Genomic DNA, 26804 nt, shown 5'->3' with positions numbered 1-26804 from the left:
TTCAGGTTATTATCTAAGTTGTATTTTATTTTAAGTTATCTCTAATGGTACTTTAGGTTATTTTGCATTCCAACTTATTGATAGCTTCGTGCGTTCTATTTTGTGAGAATGATTTATTTCTGACAGAATAAATGGAGTAGATATAAATCTAAAAAATATTAATTTAAAATATACAAGTAAGTGTTATTTATAAAAAAATAAACGTCTATTCTAGCCCCGATAGAAGCAAGCTACCATGTAGCGCGGATAGCGGGACAAGTCGTGTCAAGGAAGTAGAACTGCTGCTACTAAAAAGTAAAGCACAAAAAAAGTGTCTAAAAAGTTATTTATAGATGCTGAAACAAGTTCAGCATGACAAATATGATCTTTTTAGACACTCAGTATTTATAGAACGGTTAAACGATTAGTCGTTCACAATTACCCATTGACCTGAAGTTACTAAATTTTCGGCTTTTTTGTACTTCATGGTTTCTGTTTTTCCAGTAGCGACTTCCTGAATCGTTACGGTATCGTTACGATTGATTTTTGGCATGTCTCTCACGATAGTTTCGGTTACTTGACGTTGTTGAGTATCCGCCGCCTCGTGGTTTAGGTTTTCGCTGTTTGGCAATTCGTCTTTGCTTAATTTATAGTTTTCTTTTTGACGAACTTCTTTTGCTTCTTCAATCTTTGGTGCTTGTTGCGCAGGTAAATCGCCTTTGAATAAAAACGAAATCACGTCTTTATTCACATTGTCGAGCATGGCTCTGAACAAGTTGAAGGCTTCTAATTTGTAAATTAGCAACGGATCTTTTTGTTCGTGAACGGCTAATTGAACCGATTGTTTCAATTCGTCCATTTTGCGCAAGTGTTTTTTCCAAGCTTCATCCACAATAGATAAAGTGATGTTCTTTTCAAAATCAGCTACTAATTGCGCTCCTTGTGTCTCGTAGGCTTTCTTCAAGTCAGTTACTACGTTCAAGGTTTTGATTCCGTCTGTAAAAGGCACTACGATGCGCTCAAACTGATTGTTTTTGTCTTCGTAAACTCCTTTGATAATAGGGAAGGCTTCTCTGGCACTTCGTTCTGTTTTCTCGGTATAAAATTCTAAAGTGGCTTTGTAAATTTTACCTGTTAATTCAACGTCTGATAATTTAGCAAAATCAGCTTCTGTAACTGGTGACGTGATTGAGAAATAACGAATTAATTCGAATTCAAAGTTTTTGAAATCATTAACGGCTTTGTTTTCGGATACAATTAGTTCGCAAGTATCATAAAGCATGTTGGCAATGTCTAATTTTAGACGCTCTCCAAACAAGGCATGGCGACGACGTTTGTACACGACTTCACGTTGTGCGTTCATAACATCATCATATTCCAACAAACGTTTACGCACTCCAAAGTTGTTTTCTTCTACTTTTTTCTGCGCACGTTCAATAGATTTGGTCATCATCGAATGTTGAATCACTTCTCCTTCTTGTAATCCCATTCTGTCCATTACTTTGGCTACTCTTTCAGAACCAAACAAACGCATCAAGTTGTCTTCTAACGAAACGTAGAATTGAGAACTTCCTGGATCTCCTTGACGTCCTGCACGACCTCGTAACTGACGGTCTACACGACGTGAATCGTGACGCTCTGTTCCAACGATAGCTAAACCTCCAGCCGCTTTTACTTCGGGAGATAATTTAATATCCGTTCCACGACCCGCCATATTGGTAGCAATAGTTACTACACCTGGTTTACCTGCTTCTTCAACGATTTGCGCTTCTTGTTTGTGCATTTTAGCATTCAACACATTGTGTGTGATGCCTCTCATTTTCAACATTCGGCTCAATAATTCCGAAATTTCAACTGAGGTTGTTCCAATTAAAACGGGTCTTCCAGCTTTTGATAATTCCGTTACATCTTCGATAACCGCGTTGAATTTTTCACGAGTAGTTTTATAGATGAAATCATCTTTATCAATTCTTGCTATTCCTCTATTAGTCGGAATTTCAACTACGTCTAATTTATAGATTTGCCAAAGTTCGCCTGCTTCAGTCACCGCAGTTCCTGTCATACCACTCAGTTTGTTGTACATTCTGAAGTAGTTTTGTAAGGTAACGGTAGCAAAAGTTTGCGTTGCCGCTTCAATTTTTACATTTTCTTTGGCTTCAATAGCTTGGTGCAATCCGTCAGAATAACGACGTCCATCCATAATACGACCTGTTTGTTCATCGACAATCAGGATTTTGTTATCCATAATAACGTACTCAACATCTTTTTCGAATAAAGTGTAGGCTTTTAAAAGCTGAGTTAAGGTATGGATACGTTCGCTTTTTACTCCGAAATCTTGGAATAAACGTTCTTTAGCTTCCGCTTCTGCATCGGCGTCTAATTTTTGTTTTTCGATAGCAGCAATTTCAGTTCCAATATCTGGAAGTACAAAGAAATCAGCATCAGTATCTCCAGATAAGAATTGGATTCCGTTATCGGTCAATTCTACTTGGTTGTTTTTTTCTTCAATTACAAAGTACAAAGCTTCGTCAACCAAATGCATTTCGCGTTTGTTGTCTTGCATGTATTGGTTTTCGGTTTTTTGAAGCAATTGTTTTACGCCTTCTTCAGATAAAAACTTGATTAAGGCTTTGTTTTTAGGTAAACTTCTGTAGGCTCTCAATAATTGGAATCCTCCTTCTTTGGTATTGCCTTCTTTGATTAATTTTTTGGCTTCTGCCAAAAACCCATTCGCCAATTGACGTTGTAAACTAACTAAGTTTTCAATTTTTGGTTTTAACTCATTGAATTCGTGACGGTCTCCTTGCGGAACTGGTCCAGAAATAATCAATGGCGTTCTAGCATCATCAATCAAAACAGAATCCACCTCATCGACAATCGCATAGTTGTGTTTGCGTTGTACTAAATCTTCTGGCGAATGTGCCATATTATCTCTTAGGTAGTCAAAACCAAATTCGTTATTGGTTCCGTACGTGATATCAGCGTCATAGGCTCTTTTTCTTTCTTCTGAACTTGGTTGGTAATTGTCAATACATTCCACTGTCATTCCGTGGAATTCAAACAATGGCGCTTTCCACGTACTATCACGTTTTGCCAAGTAATCATTTACAGTTACTAAGTGTACTCCGTTTCCAGTTAAGGCATTCAAGTAAATAGGAAGGGTGGCAACTAATGTTTTTCCTTCTCCAGTTTGCATTTCGGCTACTTTTCCTTCGTGCAACACCATTCCACCAATCAACTGCACGTCATAGTGAATCATGTCCCAAGTAATTTGTTTACCAGCGGCATTCCATGAATTAGCCCAAACGGCTTTTTCTCCTTCTATAGTAACGTAGGTTTTAGTAGCAGAGAATTCTCTGTCTTTTGGAGTAGCAGTAACTTCAATTTGAGTATTTTCTTTGAAACGTCTTGCTGTTTCTTTTACTACTGCAAAAGCTTCAGGTAAAATTTCCATTAATGTTTTCTCCGAAATATCGTAAGCTTCTTTTTCCAAAGCATCAATAGCCACATAGATATCTTCTCTTTGATCGATGTCTTGAATAGTTTCTACTTCTTGTTGTAGGGATGCAATTTTAGCATCTTTATCAGCGCGTGCTTGCTTGATTCTATCTTTAAAATAAGTGGTGCGAGCTCTTAATTCGTCATTCGATAATGACATTAAGCTACTCTCTAATCCTTTGATTTTCGTTAGGTAAGGTTGTAATGCTTTAACGTCATTTTGGGATTTATCACCAACAAAGATTTTTATAATGCTATTTATGAAACTCATAATATTGTTTGTATTTCGGTATTTTTGTAAAAGTCTAATTTAACCAAAAAAAAAGCCTCTTTTGAGACTTTTTCTTTGGTTTATTTTTTAATATTCATCCTCATTCCAAAGGTAATCTTCGTCTGTAGGATAATCTGGCCAAATTTCTTCCATTGATTCATATATCTCACCTTCGTCTTCGATAGATTGAAGGTTTTCTACTACTTCTAATGGAGCTCCTGCTCTAATAGCGTAGTCAATAAGTTCGTCTTTGTTAGCAGGCCACGGCGCATCGCTTAAATAAGATGCTAATTCTAATGTCCAATACATCTTTTGTCGATTTAGTTTAGTGCAAAAATAAATTTTTTACTGAAAAAGGCAAGTAAAAAATCATTTATTTTTATTAAAAGTTAAGAACGTTTTTTTGTCTGTTTTGTTAATTTAATTTGACCAAGAAAAAATAACAGAATCTAAGAGATTATTTCCTAGGAATCCATTGTATTTCCTCAGCGTTTAAATCTTTAGACAACTTTCGTGCCAAGACAAAAAGATAGTCAGAAAGTCGGTTTAAATATTGGATTGCAATTTCAGAAACGGGCTCGTTGTGGCTTAAATGCACCGCAAGACGTTCGGCTCTTCGGCAAATACATCGCGCAATATGACAATGTGACACGGTAGGATGCCCACCAGGTAAAATAAAATGTGTCATTGGCGGAAGCGATTCTTCCATACTGTCAATTTCATTTTCCAAAAATTCAATATCTGTTGCAACAATACCTAAATTTTTCAATCGAAGCTCTCCATTTTTGAGCACTTCTTTTTCAGGCGGAGTCGCTAAAATAGCACCCACAGTAAATAACCTATCTTGTATTTCAATCAAGATGGTTTTGTAGTGTGCATCAATTTCTTGATCTCTAATTAAACCAATGTAAGAGTTTAATTCGTCTACAGTCCCGTAGCTTTCAATTCTCGCATGATCTTTTGGAACTCTTGTTCCTCCAAAAAGCGCTGTAATTCCTCCGTCTCCTGTCTTCGTATATATCTTCATTAGCGTTATTGTAATTTATTTTGAAGTGTCGCTTTCAATTAATCCGTCTCTCAAACGAATGATTCGATTGGCGTAAGCAGCAATTTCCTCTTCGTGAGTGACCAAAATAACGGTATTGCCACTGGCGTGAATGTCGCCAAACAATTTCATAATCTCCACAGACGTTTTACTGTCTAAGTTTCCTGTTGGTTCATCAGCCAAAATTATCGAAGGTTTGTTCACCAAAGCTCTTGCAACGGCTACACGCTGTCTTTGACCTCCCGAAAGTTGGTTGGGTTGGTGGTCCATTCTATCAGCAAGATTGACTTGTTTCAATACTTCAGTTGCTCTTTCGTTTCGTTCTGATTTGGAATAGCCAGCGTAAATCATAGGCAGGGCTACATTATCCAAAGCAGTTGTTCTTGGCAAAAGGTTGAACGTTTGAAAAACAAAACCGATTTCTTTGTTACGAATTTCGGCTAATTCATCGTCTTGCATTTGGCTTACATCTTTTCCATTCAAAATATAAGTTCCAGAAGTAGGCGTGTCCAAACAGCCTAAAAGATTCATTAAGGTAGATTTTCCTGAACCTGAAGGTCCCATTAACGCTACATATTCTCCTTTATTGATTTGTAAATCAATGCCTTTTAAAACATAAACAATTTCGTTGCCAAGAACGAAATCACGTTTGATGTTAGTTATTTTAATTAATGGATTTGCCATTGTTGCTGTTGGAATTAAAATTCGTTGAATTCGGATTTAAAAGTACGAAAGACTTTTGAATAAATTCATAAGTAGTAGGAAAATGAATTTTGTTACATACAAATCTAATTAAGCTCTAATGATGAAATGCTCTTTGGCTTGTTCTTTTCTAAAAAAGACCAATCCAAAATGATAAATATCAATGGTTACAGTTACTTTCGGATTTTGTTTTAGGGTTTCCCAATGTGCTTCTGCATCAGGATTAGCGTGAATGTCTTCTAAAATCCAAAAACTATCGTTTTCTGTTGTGTTTAACATTTGCTCAATTCTTTCGTTTGTTATGAATTGGAATTCTTGCGAATGGATATAGATGCAGTCGTAAATGGCACTGTCAAGAGCAATATCAATAGTAGCTTTTGGATTGGCTAACGCCATAACTTCTTTTTCGAGAGTAGTATCTCCAACAGTCAAAATGGATTTTGGACTGAAATAGTGAACAATTTTGAACAACAATCGACTCTTTTTCGAATTTACTCCTTTATAGGTAGATAAATCGGCAACTGGTAATTTAATTTTTCTATTATATAAACCTTGCGTCAACAAAAGAAATACAAAAGGGGAGTGGACTCCGTGTTCATTTTTGGAGTGCCAAAGGAATTGTAAATACGATTGGATGCGGAATAACATTTTTTGCAATAATTACGATTCAATTTTGGCTGAAAGTTCAAACCAACGTTCTTCTTTTGTTTCTATTTTTTGGATGATTTCTTCCAATTCTTTTGCTTTTTTCTCAATATCTTCATCGGCAACTTTTCCATCAGAAAACAATTGTTCGATAGCTACTTTTTGACTCTCTAAATCTTTGATTTCTTTCTCGATTTTCTGATATTCTTTTTGTTCGTTAAAGCTTAAATTACCAGTTGGATTATTTTGTTTCCAATCTTTTTTCTCGGCTTTATTTTCCTCTTTTTGGGCTACATCAGCACTGTCTTCATAGGCTCTAAAATCAGAATAGTTTCCAGGGAAATCCTCGATAACGCCATCGCCTCTAAACACAAATAAATGGTCTACAATTTTGTCCATAAAATACCTGTCGTGCGAAACTACTAGCAAACAACCTGGATAGTCCAAAAGAAAACTTTCCAATACATTTAAAGTAACAATATCCAAATCATTGGTAGGCTCATCCAAGATCAAAAAGTTCGGATTTTGAATCAAAACGGTACATAAATACAAACGTTTTAATTCGCCTCCACTCAACTTCTCTACATAGTCGTGCTGCTTTTTTCTGTCGAAAAGGAAGCGTTCTAATAATTGTCCAGCTGAAATGATTTTTCCTTTTGCAAGTGGAATGTATTCGCCATATTCTTTGATGATGTCAATTACTTTTTGACCCGGTTTTGGATTGATACCACTTTGAGTGTAATACCCTATTTTAATAGTATCGCCTTTAATTACTTTTCCGCCGTCTAAAGGCAAAGTGCCTGTCAATAAATTCAGAAAAGTCGATTTTCCAGTTCCGTTTTTACCAATAATCCCGATGCGCTCTCCACGTTGAAAATCAAAACTAAAATTGTCTAAAATGACGTGGTCTTTGAATTTTTTAGAGATTTTGTGCAGTTCGATAATCTTACTACCCATGCGCTCCATATTGATTTCGAGTTCCACTTTATTTTCTCGACGTCGGTTTTGCGCTTTTTCTTTGATGACGTAAAAATCATCTTGACGGGATTTGGATTTGGTCGTTCTTGCTTTGGGTTGACGACGCATCCATTCCAATTCTTTTACGAATAAATTTTGGGCTTTGTCTACACTCGCATTTTCAGACGCAATGCGTTCTTCTTTTTTCTCTAAGTAATACGAGTAATTTCCTTTGTATTGGTATAATTTACCATTATCTAATTCAATGATTTCATTACAAACTCGTTCCAAAAAGAAACGGTCGTGCGTTACCATAAATAAGGTAATGTTTTCTTTGGCAAAATAGCTTTCTAGCCATTCAATCATTTCTAAATCTAAGTGATTGGTAGGTTCGTCAAGAATCAATAAATCGGGACGATTAATTAAAATGATGGCTAACGACAATCGTTTTTTCTGACCTCCAGAAAGGTTTTTTACTTTTAGTTTGAAATCTTCTAGTTTTAACTTGAACAGAATTTGCTTGTATTGGGTTTCAAAATCCCAAGCATTATGTTGATCCATTTTATCGAATGCTTTTTGATAGGCTTCTTCGTCTTCTGGATTTTCTAAGGCTTTTTCGTATTGTTCAATTACTTTTAGCGTTTCGTTATCCGATGCAAAAATACTTTCTTCAATAGTCAATTCATCTTGTAAATTATGATCTTGTGACAAAAACGCCATTTTGATTTCTTTTCGCAACACGACTTGTCCGGAATCGGGTTCATCTTCGCCATTGATTATTTTCATAATGCAAGTTTTTCCAGAACCGTTTTTAGCAATAAAGGCTATTTTTTGGTCTTTGTTGATGCCAAAAGAAATATTTTCAAAAAGGGTGCGTTCTCCAAAAGATTTGGAGATATTTTCAACAGATAAATAATTCACAACTATAGTTTTTTGCAAAAGTACTCTTTTGAAATGAAACAATCATTTTCAATTTGATTTTAGAGGACATAAAAAACGTTTTCGTAAACATGGAATTTTGATTTAATCGTATCAAAAACTAAAAATATTTCCTAATTTTGCAATCATAAAATCAAAATCACGTTTTACGTTAAGATTATGGCAAGATTTGAATTAAAACTTCCAAAGATGGGAGAGAGTGTAGCTGAGGCAACTATAACTAATTGGTTAAAGCAAGTTGGAGATACAATCGAAATAGATGACGCAGTTCTTGAAATTGCAACAGATAAAGTAGATAGCGAAGTCCCAAGTGAAGTTTCAGGTGTTTTGGTCGAACAATTATTTGGCAAAGACGATTTAGTTCAAGTAGGACAAACTATTGCTATTATTGAAACTGATTCCTTATCAGAAACCACAACTACGATAACAGAAGATGTAGCAATTCCTGAAGCTGTTGTTGAAATAGAAAAATCAGTTGAAGTAGCCCAAGCTATGGTGTCTACTGCAGTAGATTTTAAAGGAACTGAAAAATTCCTTTCGCCCTTGGTTAAAAATATTGCCAAACAAGAAGGAGTTTCTGTTGCTGAATTAGAAAGTATTTCTGGCTCAGGTAAAGAAGGTCGTGTGACTAAAGAAGATATTTTAGCCTATGTGGCAGTAAGACAAAAATCGCCTGTTGCCAATACATCTGCGCCAACTCCAATAAGTAATACTAGTACTCAAGCAGTACCTGTATCGGTTAATGGCGAAGATGAAATTGTAGAGATGGATCGAATGCGAAAGTTGATTTCGGGTTATATGACGGCTTCTTTGCAAACTTCAGCTCATGTGCAGTCTTTCATAGAGGTTGATGTAACCAATATTGTTAAGTGGAGAGACAAAGTAAAAAATACTTTTGAAAAACGAGAAGGAGAGAAATTGACTTTTACTCCAATATTTATGCAAGCTGTAGCTAAGGCTTTGAAAGATTTTCCGGGAATGAATATTTCTGTTGAGGGTGAATATATTATAAAAAAGAGAAATATTAATTTAGGTATGGCAGCCGCTTTGCCTAACGGAAATTTAATTGTTCCAGTGATCAAAAACGCGGATCAATTAAACCTAGTCGGAATGGCTAAAGCTGTAAATGATTTAGGTAACCGAGCTAAAAATGGCAAATTAAAACCAGATGATACTCAAGGTGGTACATATACAGTAACTAATGTGGGGACTTTTGGGAGTGTTTTCGGAACCCCAATTATTAACCAACCTCAAGTTGGAATATTAGCTTTAGGTGCTATTCGAAAAGTGCCTGCAGTAATCGAAACACCAGAAGGTGATTTTATTGGGATTCGCCAAAAAATGTTTCTATCTCACAGCTACGATCATAGAGTTGTAGATGGTGCACTTGGTGGTAGTTTTGTTAAACGAGTAGCGGATTATTTAGAGGCTTTTGATATCAATACGGATATTTAATCCAATTTGTTAATAGATGATTAACCCTTTCAAAGTTTGACTTTGAAAGGGTTTTCTTTTTTAAAGCTCATTCATTACAAATTGATATATTTGTAATCTTATAAATTAATAGATGGAACTTAAACTTAATAGACCAATTTGCTTTTTTGACCTTGAAACTACCGGAATCGATATAGGCAAGGACCGAATTGTTGAAATTTCAATTTTTAAAGTATTCCCAAATGGGAATAAAGAAAGCAAAACCTGGTTAGTAAATCCTACTATTCCAATTCCTCCACAAACAACCGCAGTTCATGGAATTGATGATGCTAAAGTAGCTAATGAACCTACATTTGCTCAATTAGCAAGTCAAATTCAAAACATGATTAAGGATAGCGATTTGGCAGGATACAATTCGGATCGTTTTGATATTCCTTTGTTAGCAGAAGAGATGTTGCGTGCCGGCGTTGATTTTGATATGAAAAATAGAGTTTCCGTTGATGTGCAAACGGTTTTTCATAAAATGGAAGAAAGAACATTGAGCGCTGCCTTTAAATTTTATTGTGGTAAAAATCTAGAAAATGCGCATTCAGCTGAAGCAGATACTATGGCAACCTATGAGATATTAAAAGCGCAGTTGGACCGATATCCTGAATTGGAAAACGATATGAAAGCGCTTTCTGAATTTACCACGCGAAAAAAGATTGCTGATTTTGCAGGAATGATAGCATTTGACAAAGACGGTGAAGAAATTTTTACTTTTGGAAAACACAAAGGAGCTAAAGTGGAAAAGGTATTGGAAACGGAGCCAGGTTATTTCAGTTGGATTCAAAATGCGGATTTCCCTTTGTATACTAAAAAAGTATTGACTGCAATTAAATTGAGAAAATTAAATACTAAATAAAGTAATTACTTTAAGGACATGAAAATAATTTGTATCGGTAGAAATTACACTAATCATATAGCGGAATTAAAAAACGAACGCCCGACTGAGCCGGTAGTTTTTATGAAACCGGATTCGGCGGTGCTGTTGAAGCAACATCCTTTTGTGCTTCCAGAGTTTTCTAATGATGTGCATCATGAAATTGAATTGATTGTAAAAATCAATAAGGTAGGAAAGTATATCGAACCTAAATTTGCACATAAATATTATGACGAAATTAGTGTAGGAATTGATTTTACCGCTCGAGATTTACAAGATCAATTGAAAGCAAAAGGATTGCCTTGGGAAAAAGCAAAAGCTTTTGACGGTTCGGCAGTAATAGGCGAATTTGTTCCCAAAGATCAATTTGCTTCGTTAGAAGATGTTAATTTTGAATTGCTCAAAAACGGTGAAATTGCTCAAAAAGGAAATTCCAGTTTGATGTTGTGGAAAATAGACGAATTAGTAGCATATGTTTCTCAGTTTTTTACTTTGAAAATAGGAGATATTATATTTACTGGTACACCCGAAGGAGTAGCTGCGGTAAATCCCAATGATGTGTTAGAAGGATACTTAGAAGGACAACAACTATTTAGAATACAAGTAAAATAATGGCACTACACTATAATTTATCTAAAGTGTACCAACTTTCAGATAACGATTCTGAATTTGTAAATCAAATTCTCGTTTTATTTGTAAATGAAATTCCAAAGGATTTATTAGAAATAAAGACAGGAATCTATTCAGAATTACATAAAGAAGTATTTGCTTATGCTCTTAAAATCAAACCTACACTTGATTTGTTAGGAATGCATGTGGCATTTGAAGAAATGGTGTTGATAGAGGCTTGGGCAAAAGCTGAAGGAAATACAAAAAACATTAAAGAAACCTATAAGAGCGTTAAATCGCAGGTGAAAGATGCGATCAAAGAAATTAAAAAAGATTTCAATTTGTAATTCAAAACAATAATGAAAGCAGCTGTTGTTACTATCGGAGACGAAATATTAATTGGTCAAATCGTAGATACTAATTCGGGTTTTATAGCCAAGTCATTAGATAAAATTGGGATTGAAACTCGCGAGATGCTGTCTATCTCAGATGATAAACAACATATTTTAGATACGTTTGCATCGCTTCAAAATAAAGTAGAAGTAGTACTTATTACCGGAGGTTTAGGGCCAACAAAAGACGATATTACCAAACATACATTGTGTGAATATTTTGGAGATACTTTGGTTAGAAACGCTGAAGTTGAACTTCATGTCATTGCACTAATTGAGCGTGCCTTGGGTAAATCAGCTTCTCAAATTAATAAAGACCAAGCCTTAGTTCCTTCAAAGTGCACGGTGCTTCACAATCAAGTGGGTACTGCGCCTGGGATGTGGATTAAAAAAGAAAATACTGTTTTTATCTCGCTTCCAGGCGTGCCATACGAAATGAAATATTTGATAGAAAATCAAGTCATTCCTAAATTGGTTCACGAATACCAACGTCCTTATATACTTCACAAAACGATTTTAACTTATGGTCAAGGAGAAAGTCATGTTGCAGAACGTATTGAGGCTTGGGAAAACCAATTACCCGAATGCATTAAGTTGGCTTATTTGCCAAGTCCAGGTCGTGTACGTTTGCGTTTAACGGCTAGAGGAAAAGATAAACAACTATTAGAAGAAGCGATTGCAGCCAATGTCAAATCATTGGATATGATCATTCACGATATTATAGTAGGATTTGAAGAAGAAGATACAATTGAAGTGGTTCTTGGTCGAATTTTAAAGAATAATCAGCTTACACTGGCTACTGCAGAAAGTTGTACAGGTGGTAAAATAGCACAACTACTTACTTCTGTTCCTGGTGCTTCGGCTTATTTTAAAGGGAGTGTTGTTTCATACGCTACCGAAGCAAAAATCAATGTCTTAGGCGTATCTAAAGAATTGATTGATGCTTGCACAGTGGTTAGTAAAGAAGTCGCTTCAGCTATGGCTATGAATGTTCAAAAAATGATGCAAACCGATTATGCTATTGCGACTACGGGAAATGCTGGTCCAACGAAAGGAGAAGCAGATGCTGAAGTAGGAACTGTATGTATTGCTTTAGCAACGCCAAAAGGTATTGTGGTTGAGGAGTTTAATTTTGGACAACCCCGAGAAAAAGTCATTGATAGAGCGGTGATTAAGAGTTTAGAAATGCTTCAAAAAGAAATTTTAAAAAATGTGCTTTAATTTTTTTGTTTGATCCGTTTATTTTTCTTTTCTTTGCACCCTGATTTTGAATAACGATAAAAGATAAAGAATAATGTCAAGAGTTTGTGTCCTTACAGGTAAAAGAGCGATGGTAGGAAATAACGTTTCTCACGCTATGAACAAGACTAAGAGAAAATTTTCTGTGAACTTAGTTAAAAAGCGTTTTTATCTTCCAGAAGAAGATAGATGGATTACTCTTAGAGTAGCTGCATCTACAGTAAAAACAATTAATAAAAATGGGATTGCTGCTGTTTTGAAAAAAGCACAAGCGCAAGGATTTATCAAATAATCGTTTCCTAAATAAATAGATAGCAAGATGGCAAAGAAAGGTAACAGAATCCAAGTGATTTTAGAATGTACTGAGCACAAAACAACTGGTGTTGCAGGTACTTCAAGATATATTACAACTAAGAACAAAAAAAATACTCCAGATAGATTAGAAATTAAAAAATTTAATCCAATCTTGAAGAGAGTAACAGTTCACAAAGAAATTAAATAATAATTAGAAATTTAATTAACCTCTGATGTTTCCATTTGTAGGTTGTATTAATTTCAAATAACATTTGAATCATGGCAAAGAAAACCGTAGCATCGTTACAAACCGCTTCTAAAAGATTATCAAAAGCCATTAAAATGGTGAAATCTCCAAAAACTGGCGCATATACATTCGTAGAATCTATTATGGCTCCTGAAGCAGTTGATGAGTTCTTGAAAAAGAAATAATTTACTCTAAACAGTATATAGAAAAGCTACTTTCAGTCGGAAGTAGCTTTTTTATTTTCTATATTTACCATTATAAAAGTGAATTAGTTTTCTTAGACTACAACATTCGTATTTAATACTTTAACACTATGAGTTTTTTTAAAAGAATATTTTCCTCGGATAAAAAAGACGAAAGTCTAAACGAACAGGAGAAACAATCCTTGGACAAAGGCCTAGAAAAATCAAAAACAACTTTTTTTTCCAAGTTATCCAAAGCAGTAGCTGGAAAATCAAAAGTAGATGATGAAGTTCTAGATAATTTAGAAGACATTCTTATTTCTTCTGATGTAGGGGTAAACACCACATTAAAAATCATACAACGTATCGAAGTGCGTGTGGCATCTGATAAGTATTTAGGCGTGGGCGAATTGAATCAGATTCTTCGTGAAGAAATAGCAAGTTTACTTTCTGAGACCAATTCAGGTGAAGCAACAGAATTTGTGACACCAGTACAAACCAAGCCGTATGTTTTAATGGTGGTAGGTGTGAATGGAGTAGGAAAAACAACCACAATTGGAAAATTGGCATATCAATTTAAAAAAGCGGGACACAAAGTAGTCTTGGGTGCAGCAGATACTTTTCGTGCAGCAGCGATTGATCAATTGCAAATATGGGCTGATCGAGTTGGAGTGCCTATTGTAAGACAAAATATGGGAAGTGACCCTGCTTCAGTAGCTTTTGACACCTTGCAATCTGCAGTGGCACAAGATGCCGATATTGTAATTATTGATACGGCAGGACGTTTGCATAACAAAGTCAATTTGATGAACGAATTGACCAAAGTAAAACGTGTTATGCAAAAAGTAGTAAGAGACGCTCCACACGATGTTTTATTAGTTTTGGACGGATCTACAGGTCAAAATGCTTTTGAACAAGCCAAGCAGTTTACAGCAGCTACTGAGGTGACTTCGTTGGCTGTAACTAAATTAGACGGAACTGCCAAAGGCGGTGTGGTAATTGGAATCTCAGATCAGTTTCAAATTCCAGTTAAATATATCGGAGTAGGAGAAGGAATTGAAGATTTACAAGTGTTCAATAAATTGGAGTTTGTAGACAGTTTTTTTAAATAATATACTATGAGTTCTTTTGGAAAATTAAGCCCAATGGCTTTTTATTTTATAAGTGTAATTTGTTTTGTTTTGGCAAATGTGATTCGGGAACAAAATTTGACGGTCTATTATATTGCTGTAGTAGTAGGTTTGGTTTTTTTCTTCTTAGGATTGTATAAAAGGGTGAAAACTAAAAAAGAGTAATATGAAGAACTTGATTACTATTGTACTGCTTTCTGTGCTTTTTACTAGTTGTAAACAGCAAATCAAACCTGCTGATATTGCTAAAATTAACGGCTATTGGGAAATTGAAAAAGTAGTTTTTGATGAAGGTGAAGATAAAGAATATGGAGCCAATCAAAATTATGATTACTTTCAAATTGAGTCCAACAATAAAGGAATTCGAAAAAAAGTTGCGCCTCAGTTAAATGGAACTTTTATGGTAAACGATACTTATGAGAATGTTAGTGTTCGTTTTCAAGACGAAAAAGTGTATTTAGATTATTCCACACCTTATATGAAGTATTCGGAAGAAGTAATTGAATTGACCGCTGACGAATTAGTCATAACTAATGCGCAAAATAAAGAGTTCCATTACAAAAAAGCTACGGCTATAAATATTTTGGGCGATGGCAAAAAGACTAAGTAATCAAAGTACGGTTGGCGATGTTTTGAAGCAAATTATTCAAGTGAATAAATTGCAGCCCGGAATGGATCAGATTGATGTGAAAGAGGCTTGGAAAAATCTTATGGGAAATGGAGTCAATAGTTATACTAAAAATGTTGTATTGCGAGGTAGTACTTTGTATGTGGAGTTAAGTTCATCCGTTTTACGAGAAGAATTAAGTCACGGAAAATCAAAGATTATAGCCATGATTAACGAAGAATTACAACGAGAGGTAATTAAGGATGTAGTTTTGCGATAGACATTTAGATTTTTAGATTTCTAGATTTTTAGATTTTTTTAGAAAGTTAGAAAGTTAGAGATAAAAAGAAACCCATTTCAATCGAAATGGGTTTCTTTTTATAAAATTTAAAAATTTAAGAAGTCTAAGAAGTCTAAGAAGTCTAATAAATCTAACTATCTAGATTAAAATTGCTCTCTTCCTGCAAAGTGAAAAGCACCTTCAATTGCGGCATTTTCATCACTATCTGAACCGTGAACTGCATTTTCCCCTAAAGAAGTAGCGTATAATTTACGAATGGTACCTTCTGCAGCTTCAGCTGGGTTGGTAGCACCAATCAAAGTTCTGAAATCGTTTACTGCATTCTCTTTCTCTAAAATAGCAGCAACAATCGGCCCACTTGACATGAATTCAACTAATTCTCCATAAAAAGGACGTGCGCTGTGTACTGCATAAAAAGCCTGTGCATCAGCCACTGTTAATTGTGTAAGTTTTAAAGAAACAATTTTGAAACCAGCATTGTTAATCATTGCAAGTATGTTTCCAATATGACCATTTTTAACCGCATCGGGTTTAATCATAGTAAAAGTTCTGTTTGTTGCCATCTTTTTTGTGTAATTATAAATTTAGAATGCAAAAATACTGCTTTATTTGATATTTCATTAATGAAATAGAATAAAATCGATAATTTTATAAAGCGTTAAATTATTTGAGATTTAATTTTGAAATTCTATTTCCAATAGAATAATCCTTCATTTCATTTTCTAAGATACCAAATTGCTCTTTCTTAACTCGCATAGATATTGTTTTGTTTTTCAGAAGAAAAATTTCATCACAAGTTTCGTTTAAGGTGGAAAAAATATGGGAAGAAATGAGAATGGTTTTATCTAATCGCTTGAGTTGTTGAATGATTTCGGTGATTATCATATTACTATGAATATCAACTCCATTAAATGGCTCATCTAAAATGAAAAATTTATTTTCTTGTAGAAGTATAGCAGTGAGAGCTAACTTTTTTTTCATTCCAGTAGAGTAGTTAATAGCATATTCGTTCAATGGTAAATCAAATATATTTTTTTCTATGAAATCTAATGGTTCAAGGTTTCTTGCGTTACATAATAATTTCAAATATTCTAATCCTGTTATTTTTGAAAAAAAATAAGGTTCGGTTTGTAAATATCCAAGACTTATTTTTGGAATTCCATATTCACAATTAATAGTTCCGCGATACTTTTCTAATCCAGAAATACAATTAAATAATGTAGTTTTGCCAGCGCCATTTTCGCCAACTATTCCATATACCTTTCCTTTCACTAGATTTAAAGTAATATTTTCTAATACAGTTTTATCTCCATAAGATTTTGATAAATTTTCAATATCAATCATTGTAAAAGCACTTTTAATTTTTTAGTCGATTCTATATATAGATAGGGGATTATTACTAATAGTAGGGGTGGAAGCCAAATAGTTAAGGCGATTACAATTCCAAATCTAATATTTAATTTCTCAGGATAAATCGAATATTTAGCTAGCATAGTCATATAGATAAACAAATATCCAAGACATTGTATGCCTAAAATAATATCAATTTTATTATAAAAGAATATAGATAAACTTATCAGTATTGGTAAGCACAAAATAGTTGTATAAAGAACAATCATCTTAGTTTTAGTGTACAGAAATTCTTTAGAATTTAATGAATAGATCCAAATATAAAACTTGTTTTCAGAATTTGTAAAATAGGCTGCACAACCCATTATAGTTACTATTAAAGAAAATATACCTAAGTTAAAATTGGAAACAACGATGGACATAATTGTCAAGAAATAAGCAAATATGTAGAGGATAAAATTAGTTCTAAAACCTATTGTAAATTCAAAAGGATATTTGAAGAAAGGAGTGGGGATGTAAAAATTAGATTTACTTTTCAGAACAAACAATACAGAAAACCCACAAAAAACTAATAATGAAATAGCAAATAAATAATTTTCTTTGTAAACTAAAAATATAACAAACGGCGAGGAGATAATCCAATTTTCAATAATTCGCAGTTTTAAATAATCAATAGTAGAATAGGTAAGTTTTAGAAAGTTATTTCGTACTACTTCATTTGATTTTATTATTTGACTTAATGCAATCCCAATATAGATAACATCTGCATATTTTGTTTTATTAAATAATTGAAAAGACAGTATGCAAAATATAAATAATCCTAAAGTATAACCTATTATAGGTTCAATTCCCCACTCGGCTAGTTGTCTGTTCAACATTTTAAATTGTAGGGTAAAATACTTTTTCATTTTATATACTAATCAATTATATATGTATCCATAGGAAATAATTAGTCTTAAATTAAATAAAATGTTACTCTAATCTAAAAAAAAACTATAATTGAACTATTTCAAAACGTTGCTCTAAAGGTTGTAGTTTTTCTATTAACGTTTGAATCAACAACTCTCCATTTTCTTCATAAAACTCAGAGAAATTAGTTTGTCGTTCTTGCAAACTTTGATTCGGAAACAAATCGTTTTGCAATTGAATAATGCGTTCTAAAACGTCTGACAATTTTCGTTTTTGTGCTTTTAGTAATCGTTTTTCTAAGTGCTCAATTCCTTTAATTTGTTTGATTTCTTGCGCTTTTAGTGCTCCAATGAAAGAATTATCTGTTTGATTGGCAATGTTATAAAGTGCTTCAAATTGCTTTTTTAATTGTTCTTTTACATTAGATAAATCCAAGTCGATTTCAGAAAGCGCTTTAGTTTTGTTGTTGACTAAATCTTTTTGCTTGCTAAACAAATCAGCCCAAGAAAGCTGTAAAGCGTCTGCTTTTTTGATTTGTTTTTCAGTAGCTAATACAACAGAGTTACGAACCAATAACATAGGAAAACTTACTTTTGCTGCATTGAAAAAAGACTGTAATTCTAACCAATAGGCAATTTCGCCACCGCCACCAATGTAGCATAGATTTGGCAAAAGCACCTCTTGGTACAAAGGACGTAAAATAACGTTTGGACTGAACTTTTCTGGATTGGTTTCTACCAATCGAAATAGATCTTCCTTAGAAAAAGATAAGTTGGTATGGTTTACTTTATAAGTTCCACTTTCAAAAATAATTCGCTCTCGCAAGTCGTTTTCAATGTAAAATAAATTGATTTCACGTGGGTTAACTTGAATGGAATACTCATTTAGTTTTTCAATAGTTGCAGCAACTTCCTTGAACGAAGTTTGGTTTTCTAGTTCGTCTTTGATGTACGGAATTAAAGTTCGTTTTAGTTCTGCAGAATCGGCATCTAATATTACTAAACCGTAATGACCAAAAAGTTCATTCGCTAAAAATCGAGTAGCTTCTGCCAAATTGGAGTGTTCTAAATAGGATTTTTGAAACAGTTCTTTTATTTTTTGCGCATTAGAATTGGAACCTAATTCTTTTGTAAAAACTTCAAAAACAGCATCTAATCCTTCAGTAGTTAAACGACCAACCGGTCCTGTACTTTCTTTGTTCCAACGAAATTTTTTGCCTTTGAAATTGAAATAATTGATTTCTTCAAAATCGTGGTCCTCTGTTGCCATCCAATAAATGGGTACAAAGTTCGACTTAGGATACTTCGTTTTTAACTCGGAAGCTAAATTGATAGTAGAAATGATTTTGTATAAAAAATACAAGGGTCCGCTAAACAAATTCAATTGATGTCCCGTTGTAATAGTATACGTATTGGCTTGTTCTAAAGCTAAAATATTATTTTCAGTAGCTTCAGAAATAGTACTATTTTGATATTGTTTTTGCAAAGCAGCAACCAATAGTTTTCGATTTTCCTGATTGTAGTAAGCTGCTTTTTCAGTGATTTGTGCTTCAAAGTTTTCAATGGTTGGAAACCGATTGTATAGCGAATTTAGACTGGATTTTTGATCTAAATAGTCTACGATTAAAGAAGAGAAATAGCCTGAATTTTGATAGCGTATACAGTCAGTTGGCATATTGGGTTTTGTTTGGAGTAAAAATACTAAAAAAATATTGGAACTAAATAGTTGTGGCTTTCGAAAAATAATAGCATTTTTATACTCAATTGATACAACAACAAACCAAAGTATATGAGCTCTAAAGTACCAACACAAAATTCGTTACGTCATGTTCTTTTCGGAAGTTTAATTGGAACTACGATAGAGTTTTTTGATTTTTATATCTATGCGAATGCAGCCGTATTGGTTTTTCCCCAATTATTTTTTCCTGGAACGGATAGTGCCACATCGGTTTTACAGTCTTTAGCAACCTTTTCTATCGCTTTTTTTGCACGACCAATTGGTTCGGCAGTTTTTGGACATTATGGAGATAAAATCGGACGTAAAACAACATTAGTAGTGGCTTTACTAACGATGGGTATTTCAACAGTTTGTATTGGATTTTTGCCTAGTTACGCGAGTATTGGGATTGCGGCGCCTATCTTGTTGATGTTATGTCGTTTTGGTCAAGGTGTTGGTTTAGGAGGTGAGTGGGGAGGAGCGGTACTATTAGCCATTGAAAATGCACCACCTCACAAACGGGCTTGGTACGGAATGTTTCCGCAGTTAGGAGCTCCAATCGGTTTAATACTTTCGGGTGGAACTTTTTTAGCATTGACAAATTGTATGAATTCCCAAGATTTTTTGGACTATGGTTGGCGAATTCCTTTTATTGCTAGTTCGTTATTGGTTTTGGTAGGTTTTTATATCCGTTTAAAAATAACCGAAACATCGGCCTTTGAAAATGCTAAAAAAGAGCAAGAAGAAGTGAAGCTGCCATTTGTTACTTTATTAAAGTCATATCGAAAAGAACTATTTTTCGGAACTTTTGCCGCAGTAACTACTTTTGTAATTTTCTATTTGATGACCGTTTTTATGTTGAATTGGAATACCAATGAGTTACAACTTTCGAATCAAGAAGCGCTTTTAATTCAGTTGTTTTCGGTATTGTTTTTTGCATGTTTTATTCCGATTTCAGCTTTAATTGCAGATAAGATAGGTCGAAGAAAAATGTTGATTTATGCCTCGTTGGCAATTGCAGTTTTCGGTTTGTTTTTTGCTCCATTTTTAAATTCGGGAAGCAGTATTCAAGTTACTTTCTTTTTGTGTGTTGGGATGATGTTAATTGGATTTACCTATGGCCCTTTAGGTACTTTTCTTTCTGAATTGTTTCCAACAACTGTTCGGTATTCAGGAGCATCATTGACTTTTAATCTTGCAGGTATTATCGGCGCAGCTTTTGCCCCTATGATAGCTATATGGATTGCCACTAACTATGGTTTGAACTTTGTAGGGTATTATCTTTCTGTTGCTGCTGTCATTTCAGTAATTTCTCTTTTGGTAATTAGTAAAAAAGAACATCAGTTTTAATGTAAAGACACAATATTAAACGATATTTGTCCTCCAAAACCATCTCTTTGAAAACAAAACTATTCCTTGTAACGCCACCATTTACTCAACTGAATACTCCGTATCCAGCAACGGCTTATATTAAAGGGTTTTTGAATACCAAAAATAGAAGCTCAGTACAAGCTGATCTGGGGATAGAAGTTATTTTAGCTTTGTTTTCAAGAAAAGGATTGCAAGATTTGTTTGAATTTTCTAGTTCCAAATTTCCACAGGAGGAACTTTCAGAGAATGCACAACGAATTTTTGCTTTGCAAGATGAGTACATTAAAACCATTGATTCCGTTATAGCTTTCTTGCATGGAAAAAATCCTACTTTGGCACTCCAAATTTGTCAAGAAGATTTCTTACCAGAAGCCTCACGATTTGCACAGTTAGAAGAGTTGGATTGGGCATTTGGGACTATGGGAACGCAAGATAAAGCCAAACATTTGGCAACTTTGTATCTCGAAGACATTTCAGATTTTATTGTAGAATGTGTAGATCCTAATTTTGGATTCAGTCGTTATGCCGAACGTTTAGGGCGATCTGCCAATTCGTTTGATGAATTGTACCAAGCATTACAACAAGAACCTACTTATATAGATGCTATTTTGCTTTCGATTTTGGCAGTAAAAATAGAAACGATTCAACCTACTATATTTTTAATTTCAGTTCCTTTTCCTGGAAACTTATATGCTGCCTTTCGCTCTGCGCAATGGTTGAAAAAGCATCATCCAGAAATCAAGATATTGATGGGCGGCGGCTTTGCGAATACGGAATTACGTTCCCTTTCAGACGAACGGGTTTTTGAATTCTTCGATTTTATTTCTTTGGATGATGGCGAATTGCCACTTGAATTAATTATTGAGAATATTGAATCAGGAATAAATGCGGAATTCAAGCGTACTTTTTTGTTAGAGAATGGTAAAGTAGTGTATAAAAATAACTCTCCCCGTCACGACTACAAACAATCTCATGTTGGAACACCAGATTATTCGGATTTGTTTTTAGATAAATACATTTCAGTAATTGAAATAGTGAATCCAATGCACCGTATGTGGAGTGATGGTCGATGGAATAAACTCACCATGGCGCATGGTTGCTATTGGGGTAAATGTACTTTTTGTGATATTTCTCTAGATTACATTAAAGTCTATGAACCGATTGCAGCCGGAATTTTGTGTGACCGAATGGAAGAAATGATTGCTCAAACGGGTCAGACAGGTTTTCATTTTGTGGACGAAGCAGCCCCACCAGCTTTAATGCGAGAGCTTGCCCTAGAAATCTTGCGCCGTAAATTAGCGGTGACTTGGTGGACGAATATTCGTTTTGAGAAAAGTTTTACCAAAGAGTTGTGTTTGTTGTTAAAAGCTTCAGGCTGTATTGCCGTTTCAGGCGGACTAGAAGTAGCTTCTGACCGATTATTACAATTGATTGACAAAGGAGTCACGGTAGAACAAGTAGCCAAAGTAACGCGCAATTTTACTGAAGCAGGAGTTATGGTACACGCTTATTTAATGTATGGCTATCCAACACAAACCATTCAAGAAACGGTAGATAGTTTAGAAATGGTACGCCAATTGTTTGAAGCCGGCGTGTTACAATCCGGATTTTGGCACCAATTTGCAATGACGGCACACAGCCCAGTGGGAATGTATCCGGAAAAATTTGGTGTAACTAAAGAATCAGATATAGTTGGTACTTTTGCAAATAATGACCTCAATTATATAGACAGTACAGGAATTGATCACGAACAATTTAGTTTTGGTCTAAAAAAATCCTTATTCAACTTTATGCACGGAATTTGTTTGGATTACGACTTGCAAGAATGGTTTGATTTTAAGATACCAAAAACAACAATTCGTCCCGATTTTATTTTTGATGCACTTGAAGAGGAAACTAATTTTAGTAGTAAACCGAATGCTAAAGTACTCTGGCTAGGCGGTAAGCCAACAGTAAGAAGTTTTACTAAAACTAAAAAAGGAAATTCTTGGGAAATGATGGAATTAACGTTTCATGATAAAAAAGAAAAAGTTGTTATTCAAGCCAATCAAAAAGAGGGAGAATGGCTTGTTAAAACCCTAGATATAATTTCAGTTTCCAATTCAAGAACAACTCAATTTCAAGAACTGAAAGCTGATTTTGAAAGCGAAATGGAAAATTTTGAATTGTTTTGGTATTCAAAATCGATGAAAATGTTACAAGATTTCGGACTTTTAGTTTTGTAGAATTGTTATTTTTTTGATAAAAAGTATAGTAATTTAGCAAATATATACCTCGTTTTTCATTTTAAATTTAGATTAATAAATACATTTACTACCAATTAAAAAATACACCTATGAGTATTGGTTATAAAGTAAATGTAAACGACACCTTCCATTTTGATATGGATTCGCAAAGTGTTTTGCAACTCGATGCTGTTCGTGCAGAATTGAATCAGTTTCATATTTTACACGAAAACACTTCTTTCAAAGCAGCTATTGTTGAGGCTGATTTTAATCAAAAAAAGTATACTGTCTTAGTTAATGGGAATAGTTATACCGTTGCTATTTCAAATCCTTTAGATATTTTAATTAAAGAAATGGGATTTGAAACCGGTTTGGCTAAACAAGTTAATGCTATCAAGGCACCTATGCCAGGATTAATTCTAGAAATTAGTGTAGTAGTAGGGCAGGAAGTTAAAGAAAACGACAATTTAATTATTCTTGGTGCCATGAAAATGGAAAACAGTTTTTTATCGCCTCGTGATGGTGTAATTAAGTCTATTTCGGTAACAGTTGGAGACGCTGTAGACAAAGGACAATTATTAATTGAATTCGAGTAAATTATGAAGAAGATAGTAGTTGCCAATAGAGGCGAAATAGCCATTCGAGTAATGAAAACGGCTCGAAAAATGGGAATAAAGACAGTTGCAGTGTATTCTACAATTGACAGGAATGCCCCACATGTAAAATTTGCAGATGAAGCAGTTTGTATTGGTGAAGCACCTTCAAACCAGTCCTATTTACTGGGAAGTAAAATCATTGAAGTGGCTAAATCATTAGGAGCAGATGCGATTCATCCAGGTTATGGTTTCTTAAGTGAAAATGCCGATTTTGCTGAGGAAGCTGAACGTAATGGGATTATATTTATTGGACCAAAATCCAAAGCAATCCGCATTATGGGAAGTAAATTAGCCGCTAAAGATGCGGTTAAAGACTACAATATCCCTATGGTTCCTGGTTACGATCAAGCGATTACAGATGTAAAAAAAGCAAAAGAAGTGGCTACTTCAATAGGTTTTCCAATTTTAATTAAAGCCTCTGCCGGAGGTGGAGGTAAAGGAATGCGTGTGGTAGAGAAAGAGGCTGATTTTGAATCGCAAATGGACAGAGCGATTAGTGAAGCTATTGCTGCATTTGGAGATGGTTCTGTTTTTATTGAAAAATATGTAGCATCCCCAAGACATATCGAAATTCAAGTAATGGCGGATAGTCATGGGAATATCCTCTATCTTTTTGAAAGAGAGTGTAGCGTTCAAAGACGTCATCAGAAAGTAATTGAAGAAGCGCCTTCGTCAGTGTTAACGCCAGAATTGCGCAAGCAAATGGGAGAAGCGGCTGTTTTGGTTGCTAAATCATGTGATTATTTAGGAGCGGGAACTGTAGAATTTTTATTGGACGAAAACAATAATTTCTATTTCCTCGAAATGAATACCCGTTTGCAAGTAGAACATCCTGTAACCGAAATTATAACCGGAACAGATTTAGTAGAATTGCAAATCCGAGTGGCTAGAGGTGAAGTTTTACCACTTCAACAAGAAGATTTAAAAATCAAAGGTCATGCTGTTGAATTGCGTGTATATGCTGAAGATCCATTAAATGATTTCTTGCCAAGTGTAGGGCATTTGGATGTATATCAGTTACCTGTTGGAGTAGGAGTTCGTGTTGATAATGGTTTTGAACAAGGAATGGACATTCCAATTTATTACGATCCAATGTTGTCTAAATTGATTACTTACGGAGCAACTCGTGAAGAAGCGATTCAAACGATGATTCAGGCCATTGATAATTATAAGGTAGAAGGTGTTTCGACTACTTTGCCTTTTGGAAAATTTGTTTTTGAACATGAGGCATTTCGTTCGGGGAACTTTGATACGCATTTTGTAAAAAAATATTACAGCGTTGAAAAGCTAAAAGAGCAAACCCAAAAAGAAGCTCAAATCGCTGCTATGGTAGCCTTGCAACAGTATTTTGAAGATCAAAAAATCGTACGCTTACCAATTCAATAAAGTATGGAATCAAAAATAAAAATAGTACAAGATAAAATTGCTGAAGCTCATTTGGGCGGAGGAAAGAACAGAATTGCTAAACAACATTCAAATAAAAAGTTAACGGCTAGAGAGCGCATTGATTATTTGTTGGACGAAGGCACATTTGAAGAAATCGGAATGTTGGTTACACACCGTACAACTGATTTCGGGATCGAGAAAGAGGTGTATTTAGGAGATGGAGTGGTTACCGGTTATGGAAATATTAATGGTAGATTAGTTTATGTCTTTGCGCAAGATTTTACTGTTTTCGGAGGCTCATTGTCTGAAACCCATGCAGAGAAAATATGCAAAGTAATGGATATGGCTCTAAAAGTGGGTGCGCCAATGATTGGTTTAAACGATTCAGGTGGTGCGCGTATCCAAGAAGGGGTTCGTTCTCTTGGAGGCTATGCTGATATTTTTTACAGAAACGTACAGTCTTCGGGAGTAATTCCGCAAATTTCAGCGATTATGGGGCCATGTGCTGGGGGAGCGGTTTATTCGCCAGCGATGACAGATTTTACGATGATGGTGGAAGATACCAGCTATATGTTTGTTACAGGGCCTAATGTAGTTAAAACTGTAACTAATGAAACCGTAACTTCAGAAGAGTTAGGAGGGGCAAGTACCCATTCAACCAAATCTGGAGTGGCACATTGTACGTCGGCGAATGATGTAGAATGTTTAGAAGATGTAAAACGATTATTGAGTTATTTACCTCAATCCAATAAAGAAAAGCCTAAAAATCTTGCTTATGAGCTTAATGATGAAGTAAGAGAAAAATTATTGACTATAATTCCAGATAATCCAAATAAGCCGTATGATATGCACGAAGTAATTTCGGGTATTATTGACGAAGATTCGTTTTTTGAAATTCATAAAAACTTTGCAGAGAATATTATTGTAGGTTTTTCACGAATTGGCGGCCGTAGTGTTGGTATTATTGCTAATCAGCCTATGATTTTAGCTGGTGTATTGGATGTGAATTCATCGATCAAGGCAGCACGATTTACTCGTTTTTGCGATTGTTTTAATATTCCTTTATTAGTATTAGTAGATGTTCCGGGATTTTTACCAGGAACTGATCAAGAATGGAATGGTATTATTGTGCACGGGGCTAAATTGTTGTACGCTTTAAGTGAGGCTACGGTACCAAGAGTAACCGTGATTACGCGAAAAGCATATGGAGGGGCTTATGATGTAATGAACTCCAAACACATTGGTGCTGATATGAATTTTGCTTGGCCTACAGCCGAAATTGCAGTAATGGGTGCCAAAGGGGCTAGTGAGATTATCTTTAAAAAAGAAATTAATGAAGCAAACGACCCTGCGGCTAAGTTGTTAGAGAAAGAAGCGGAATATGCCGATTTGTTTGCGAATCCTTATACAGCTGCACAGAGAGGTTTTGTTGATGAGGTAATTTTACCACAAGACACACGCAAAAAATTAATAAAAGCCTTTAGCATGTTAGAAAATAAAGAAAGTGTATTGCCAAAACGCAAACATGGAAACATTCCTTTATAGTATTTTTTAAGCCTAATTTTAAAACCACCTTTATTAAGGTGGTTTTTTTATGGGTTATAATTTTATTTTTAAACAATTTAAAATTGATACCCCTTATTTTTTTAGGGGTAAATTATTTTTTAACTTATAATTTTAGAGTAATTTACAGTTTTTTTATGCAAAAAAATAAAATACCCCTAAAATTTAAAGGGTATAATAAATTTTAATGTTATTAATAATGCATTTTAATGCTATTTTTAGCTTTAAATATCTT

Annotated in this window: 27 protein-coding genes; 17 read left to right on the top strand and 10 right to left on the bottom strand. The window is 34.5% G+C overall.

Annotation, left to right across the window (positions count from 1 at the left end):
- Positions 1–403: 403 nt before the first annotated feature.
- The 6 genes from secA to LPC23_RS09625 all read right to left on the bottom strand — a co-directional run bounded on the left by secA (position 404) and on the right by LPC23_RS09625 (position 8018).
- Positions 404–3748 (bottom strand): preprotein translocase subunit SecA, encoded by a 3345-nt coding sequence (gene secA / locus LPC23_RS09650; protein ID WP_229329872.1) that lies wholly within the window; start codon positions 3746–3748, stop codon positions 404–406.
- 87 nt (positions 3749–3835) lie between these two features.
- Positions 3836–4057 (bottom strand): DUF2795 domain-containing protein, encoded by a 222-nt coding sequence (locus tag LPC23_RS09645; protein ID WP_007138072.1) that lies wholly within the window; start codon positions 4055–4057, stop codon positions 3836–3838.
- 148 nt (positions 4058–4205) lie between these two features.
- Positions 4206–4775: a cob(I)yrinic acid a,c-diamide adenosyltransferase gene (locus LPC23_RS09640; RefSeq protein WP_229325038.1), complete on the bottom strand. Its 570-nt coding sequence runs from the start codon at positions 4773–4775 to the stop codon at positions 4206–4208.
- Positions 4776–4790: 15 nt separating this feature from the next.
- Entirely contained in the window at positions 4791–5477 is a 687-nt protein-coding gene (locus tag LPC23_RS09635) for an ABC transporter ATP-binding protein (RefSeq protein ID WP_229325036.1), read from the bottom strand.
- 108 nt (positions 5478–5585) lie between these two features.
- Entirely contained in the window at positions 5586–6143 is a 558-nt protein-coding gene (locus LPC23_RS09630; protein ID WP_229329870.1) for a hypothetical protein, read from the bottom strand.
- 12 nt (positions 6144–6155) lie between these two features.
- Positions 6156–8018 carry an ABC-F family ATP-binding cassette domain-containing protein gene (locus LPC23_RS09625; protein WP_229331589.1) on the bottom strand — a complete coding sequence of 621 codons (1863 nt, stop codon included), beginning with the start codon at positions 8016–8018 and terminating at the stop codon, positions 6156–6158.
- A 177-nt stretch (positions 8019–8195) separates the two neighbouring features.
- Here LPC23_RS09625 and LPC23_RS09620 point away from each other — a divergent pair, with 177 nt between their 5' ends.
- From LPC23_RS09620 to LPC23_RS09565, 12 genes are all read left to right on the top strand, one after another.
- On the top strand, positions 8196–9491 hold the full coding sequence (locus LPC23_RS09620; protein ID WP_229329868.1) for a dihydrolipoamide acetyltransferase family protein: 1296 nt from the start codon (positions 8196–8198) through the stop codon (positions 9489–9491).
- Between the two features lie 112 nt (positions 9492–9603).
- On the top strand, positions 9604–10374 hold the full coding sequence (locus LPC23_RS09615; RefSeq protein ID WP_229329866.1) for a 3'-5' exonuclease: 771 nt from the start codon (positions 9604–9606) through the stop codon (positions 10372–10374).
- Between the two features lie 18 nt (positions 10375–10392).
- On the top strand, positions 10393–11004 hold the full coding sequence (locus LPC23_RS09610; RefSeq protein ID WP_229329864.1) for a fumarylacetoacetate hydrolase family protein: 612 nt from the start codon (positions 10393–10395) through the stop codon (positions 11002–11004).
- A complete protein-coding gene (locus LPC23_RS09605; protein ID WP_229329862.1) occupies positions 11004–11348 on the top strand; it encodes a histidine kinase in 345 nt (114 codons plus the stop codon). Before LPC23_RS09610 ends, LPC23_RS09605 begins: the two co-directional genes overlap by 1 nt.
- 12 nt (positions 11349–11360) lie before the next feature.
- Positions 11361–12614, top strand: a complete 1254-nt coding sequence (locus LPC23_RS09600) for a CinA family nicotinamide mononucleotide deamidase-related protein (RefSeq protein ID WP_229329860.1) — start codon at positions 11361–11363, stop codon at positions 12612–12614.
- A 73-nt stretch (positions 12615–12687) separates the two neighbouring features.
- On the top strand, positions 12688–12924 hold the full coding sequence (gene rpmB / locus LPC23_RS09595; RefSeq protein WP_229325022.1) for a 50S ribosomal protein L28: 237 nt from the start codon (positions 12688–12690) through the stop codon (positions 12922–12924).
- 27 nt (positions 12925–12951) lie between these two features.
- Entirely contained in the window at positions 12952–13134 is a 183-nt protein-coding gene (gene rpmG / locus LPC23_RS09590; RefSeq protein WP_007805817.1) for a 50S ribosomal protein L33, read from the top strand.
- A gap of 71 nt (positions 13135–13205) precedes the next feature.
- On the top strand, positions 13206–13358 hold the full coding sequence (locus tag LPC23_RS09585; RefSeq protein WP_066310049.1) for a DUF4295 domain-containing protein: 153 nt from the start codon (positions 13206–13208) through the stop codon (positions 13356–13358).
- Between the two features lie 128 nt (positions 13359–13486).
- Positions 13487–14467 (top strand): signal recognition particle-docking protein FtsY, encoded by a 981-nt coding sequence (gene ftsY, locus LPC23_RS09580; RefSeq protein ID WP_229329858.1) that lies wholly within the window; start codon positions 13487–13489, stop codon positions 14465–14467.
- Positions 14468–14473: 6 nt separating this feature from the next.
- Positions 14474–14650, top strand: coding sequence for a hypothetical protein (locus LPC23_RS09575; protein ID WP_229329855.1), 177 nt, complete (start codon positions 14474–14476; stop codon positions 14648–14650).
- A gap of 1 nt (position 14651) precedes the next feature.
- The gene (locus LPC23_RS09570; protein WP_229329853.1) at positions 14652–15095 is read left to right on the top strand and encodes a lipocalin family protein; all 444 of its coding nucleotides are present in this window, start codon (positions 14652–14654) and stop codon (positions 15093–15095) included.
- Positions 15076–15372, top strand: coding sequence for a DciA family protein (locus LPC23_RS09565; protein WP_229325014.1), 297 nt, complete (start codon positions 15076–15078; stop codon positions 15370–15372). Before LPC23_RS09570 ends, LPC23_RS09565 begins: the two co-directional genes overlap by 20 nt.
- 164 nt (positions 15373–15536) lie before the next feature.
- On the opposite strand, the gene LPC23_RS09560 is transcribed toward LPC23_RS09565, so the two are convergent.
- From LPC23_RS09560 to bshC, 4 genes are all read right to left on the bottom strand, one after another.
- Complete coding sequence (locus LPC23_RS09560; protein WP_229325012.1) at positions 15537–15956, bottom strand: nucleoside-diphosphate kinase; 420 nt, start codon at positions 15954–15956, stop codon at positions 15537–15539.
- A gap of 100 nt (positions 15957–16056) precedes the next feature.
- Positions 16057–16737 (bottom strand): ABC transporter ATP-binding protein, encoded by a 681-nt coding sequence (locus LPC23_RS09555; RefSeq protein ID WP_229329851.1) that lies wholly within the window; start codon positions 16735–16737, stop codon positions 16057–16059.
- The gene (locus LPC23_RS09550; RefSeq protein WP_229329849.1) at positions 16734–17651 is read right to left on the bottom strand and encodes an ABC transporter permease; all 918 of its coding nucleotides are present in this window, start codon (positions 17649–17651) and stop codon (positions 16734–16736) included. The genes LPC23_RS09555 and LPC23_RS09550 overlap by 4 nt, the downstream gene beginning before the upstream one ends.
- Positions 17652–17736: 85 nt before the next feature.
- Positions 17737–19326 (bottom strand): bacillithiol biosynthesis cysteine-adding enzyme BshC, encoded by a 1590-nt coding sequence (gene bshC / locus LPC23_RS09545; protein WP_229329847.1) that lies wholly within the window; start codon positions 19324–19326, stop codon positions 17737–17739.
- Positions 19327–19440: 114 nt separating this feature from the next.
- On the opposite strand from bshC, the gene LPC23_RS09540 reads away from it, so the two are divergent.
- From LPC23_RS09540 to LPC23_RS09520, 5 genes are all read left to right on the top strand, one after another.
- Positions 19441–20718: an MFS transporter gene (locus LPC23_RS09540; protein ID WP_229329845.1), complete on the top strand. Its 1278-nt coding sequence runs from the start codon at positions 19441–19443 to the stop codon at positions 20716–20718.
- A 47-nt stretch (positions 20719–20765) separates the two neighbouring features.
- The gene (locus LPC23_RS09535) at positions 20766–22964 is read left to right on the top strand and encodes a B12-binding domain-containing radical SAM protein (protein WP_229329843.1); all 2199 of its coding nucleotides are present in this window, start codon (positions 20766–20768) and stop codon (positions 22962–22964) included.
- 110 nt (positions 22965–23074) lie between these two features.
- Complete coding sequence (locus LPC23_RS09530; protein ID WP_229329841.1) at positions 23075–23560, top strand: acyl-CoA carboxylase biotin carboxyl carrier protein subunit; 486 nt, start codon at positions 23075–23077, stop codon at positions 23558–23560.
- A gap of 3 nt (positions 23561–23563) precedes the next feature.
- Positions 23564–25006 (top strand): acetyl-CoA carboxylase biotin carboxylase subunit, encoded by a 1443-nt coding sequence (accC, locus tag LPC23_RS09525; protein WP_229329839.1) that lies wholly within the window; start codon positions 23564–23566, stop codon positions 25004–25006.
- 3 nt (positions 25007–25009) lie between these two features.
- On the top strand, positions 25010–26551 hold the full coding sequence (locus tag LPC23_RS09520; RefSeq protein ID WP_229329837.1) for an acyl-CoA carboxylase subunit beta: 1542 nt from the start codon (positions 25010–25012) through the stop codon (positions 26549–26551).
- Positions 26552–26804: the final 253 nt, after the last annotated feature.

It is taken from the genome of Flavobacterium ammonificans, from assembly GCF_020885975.1.
Lineage (GTDB): Bacteria > Bacteroidota > Bacteroidia > Flavobacteriales > Flavobacteriaceae > Flavobacterium > Flavobacterium ammonificans.
Note: the sequence above shows the minus strand (reverse complement) of the source record. Positions and strands in the feature narration are given on the sequence as shown.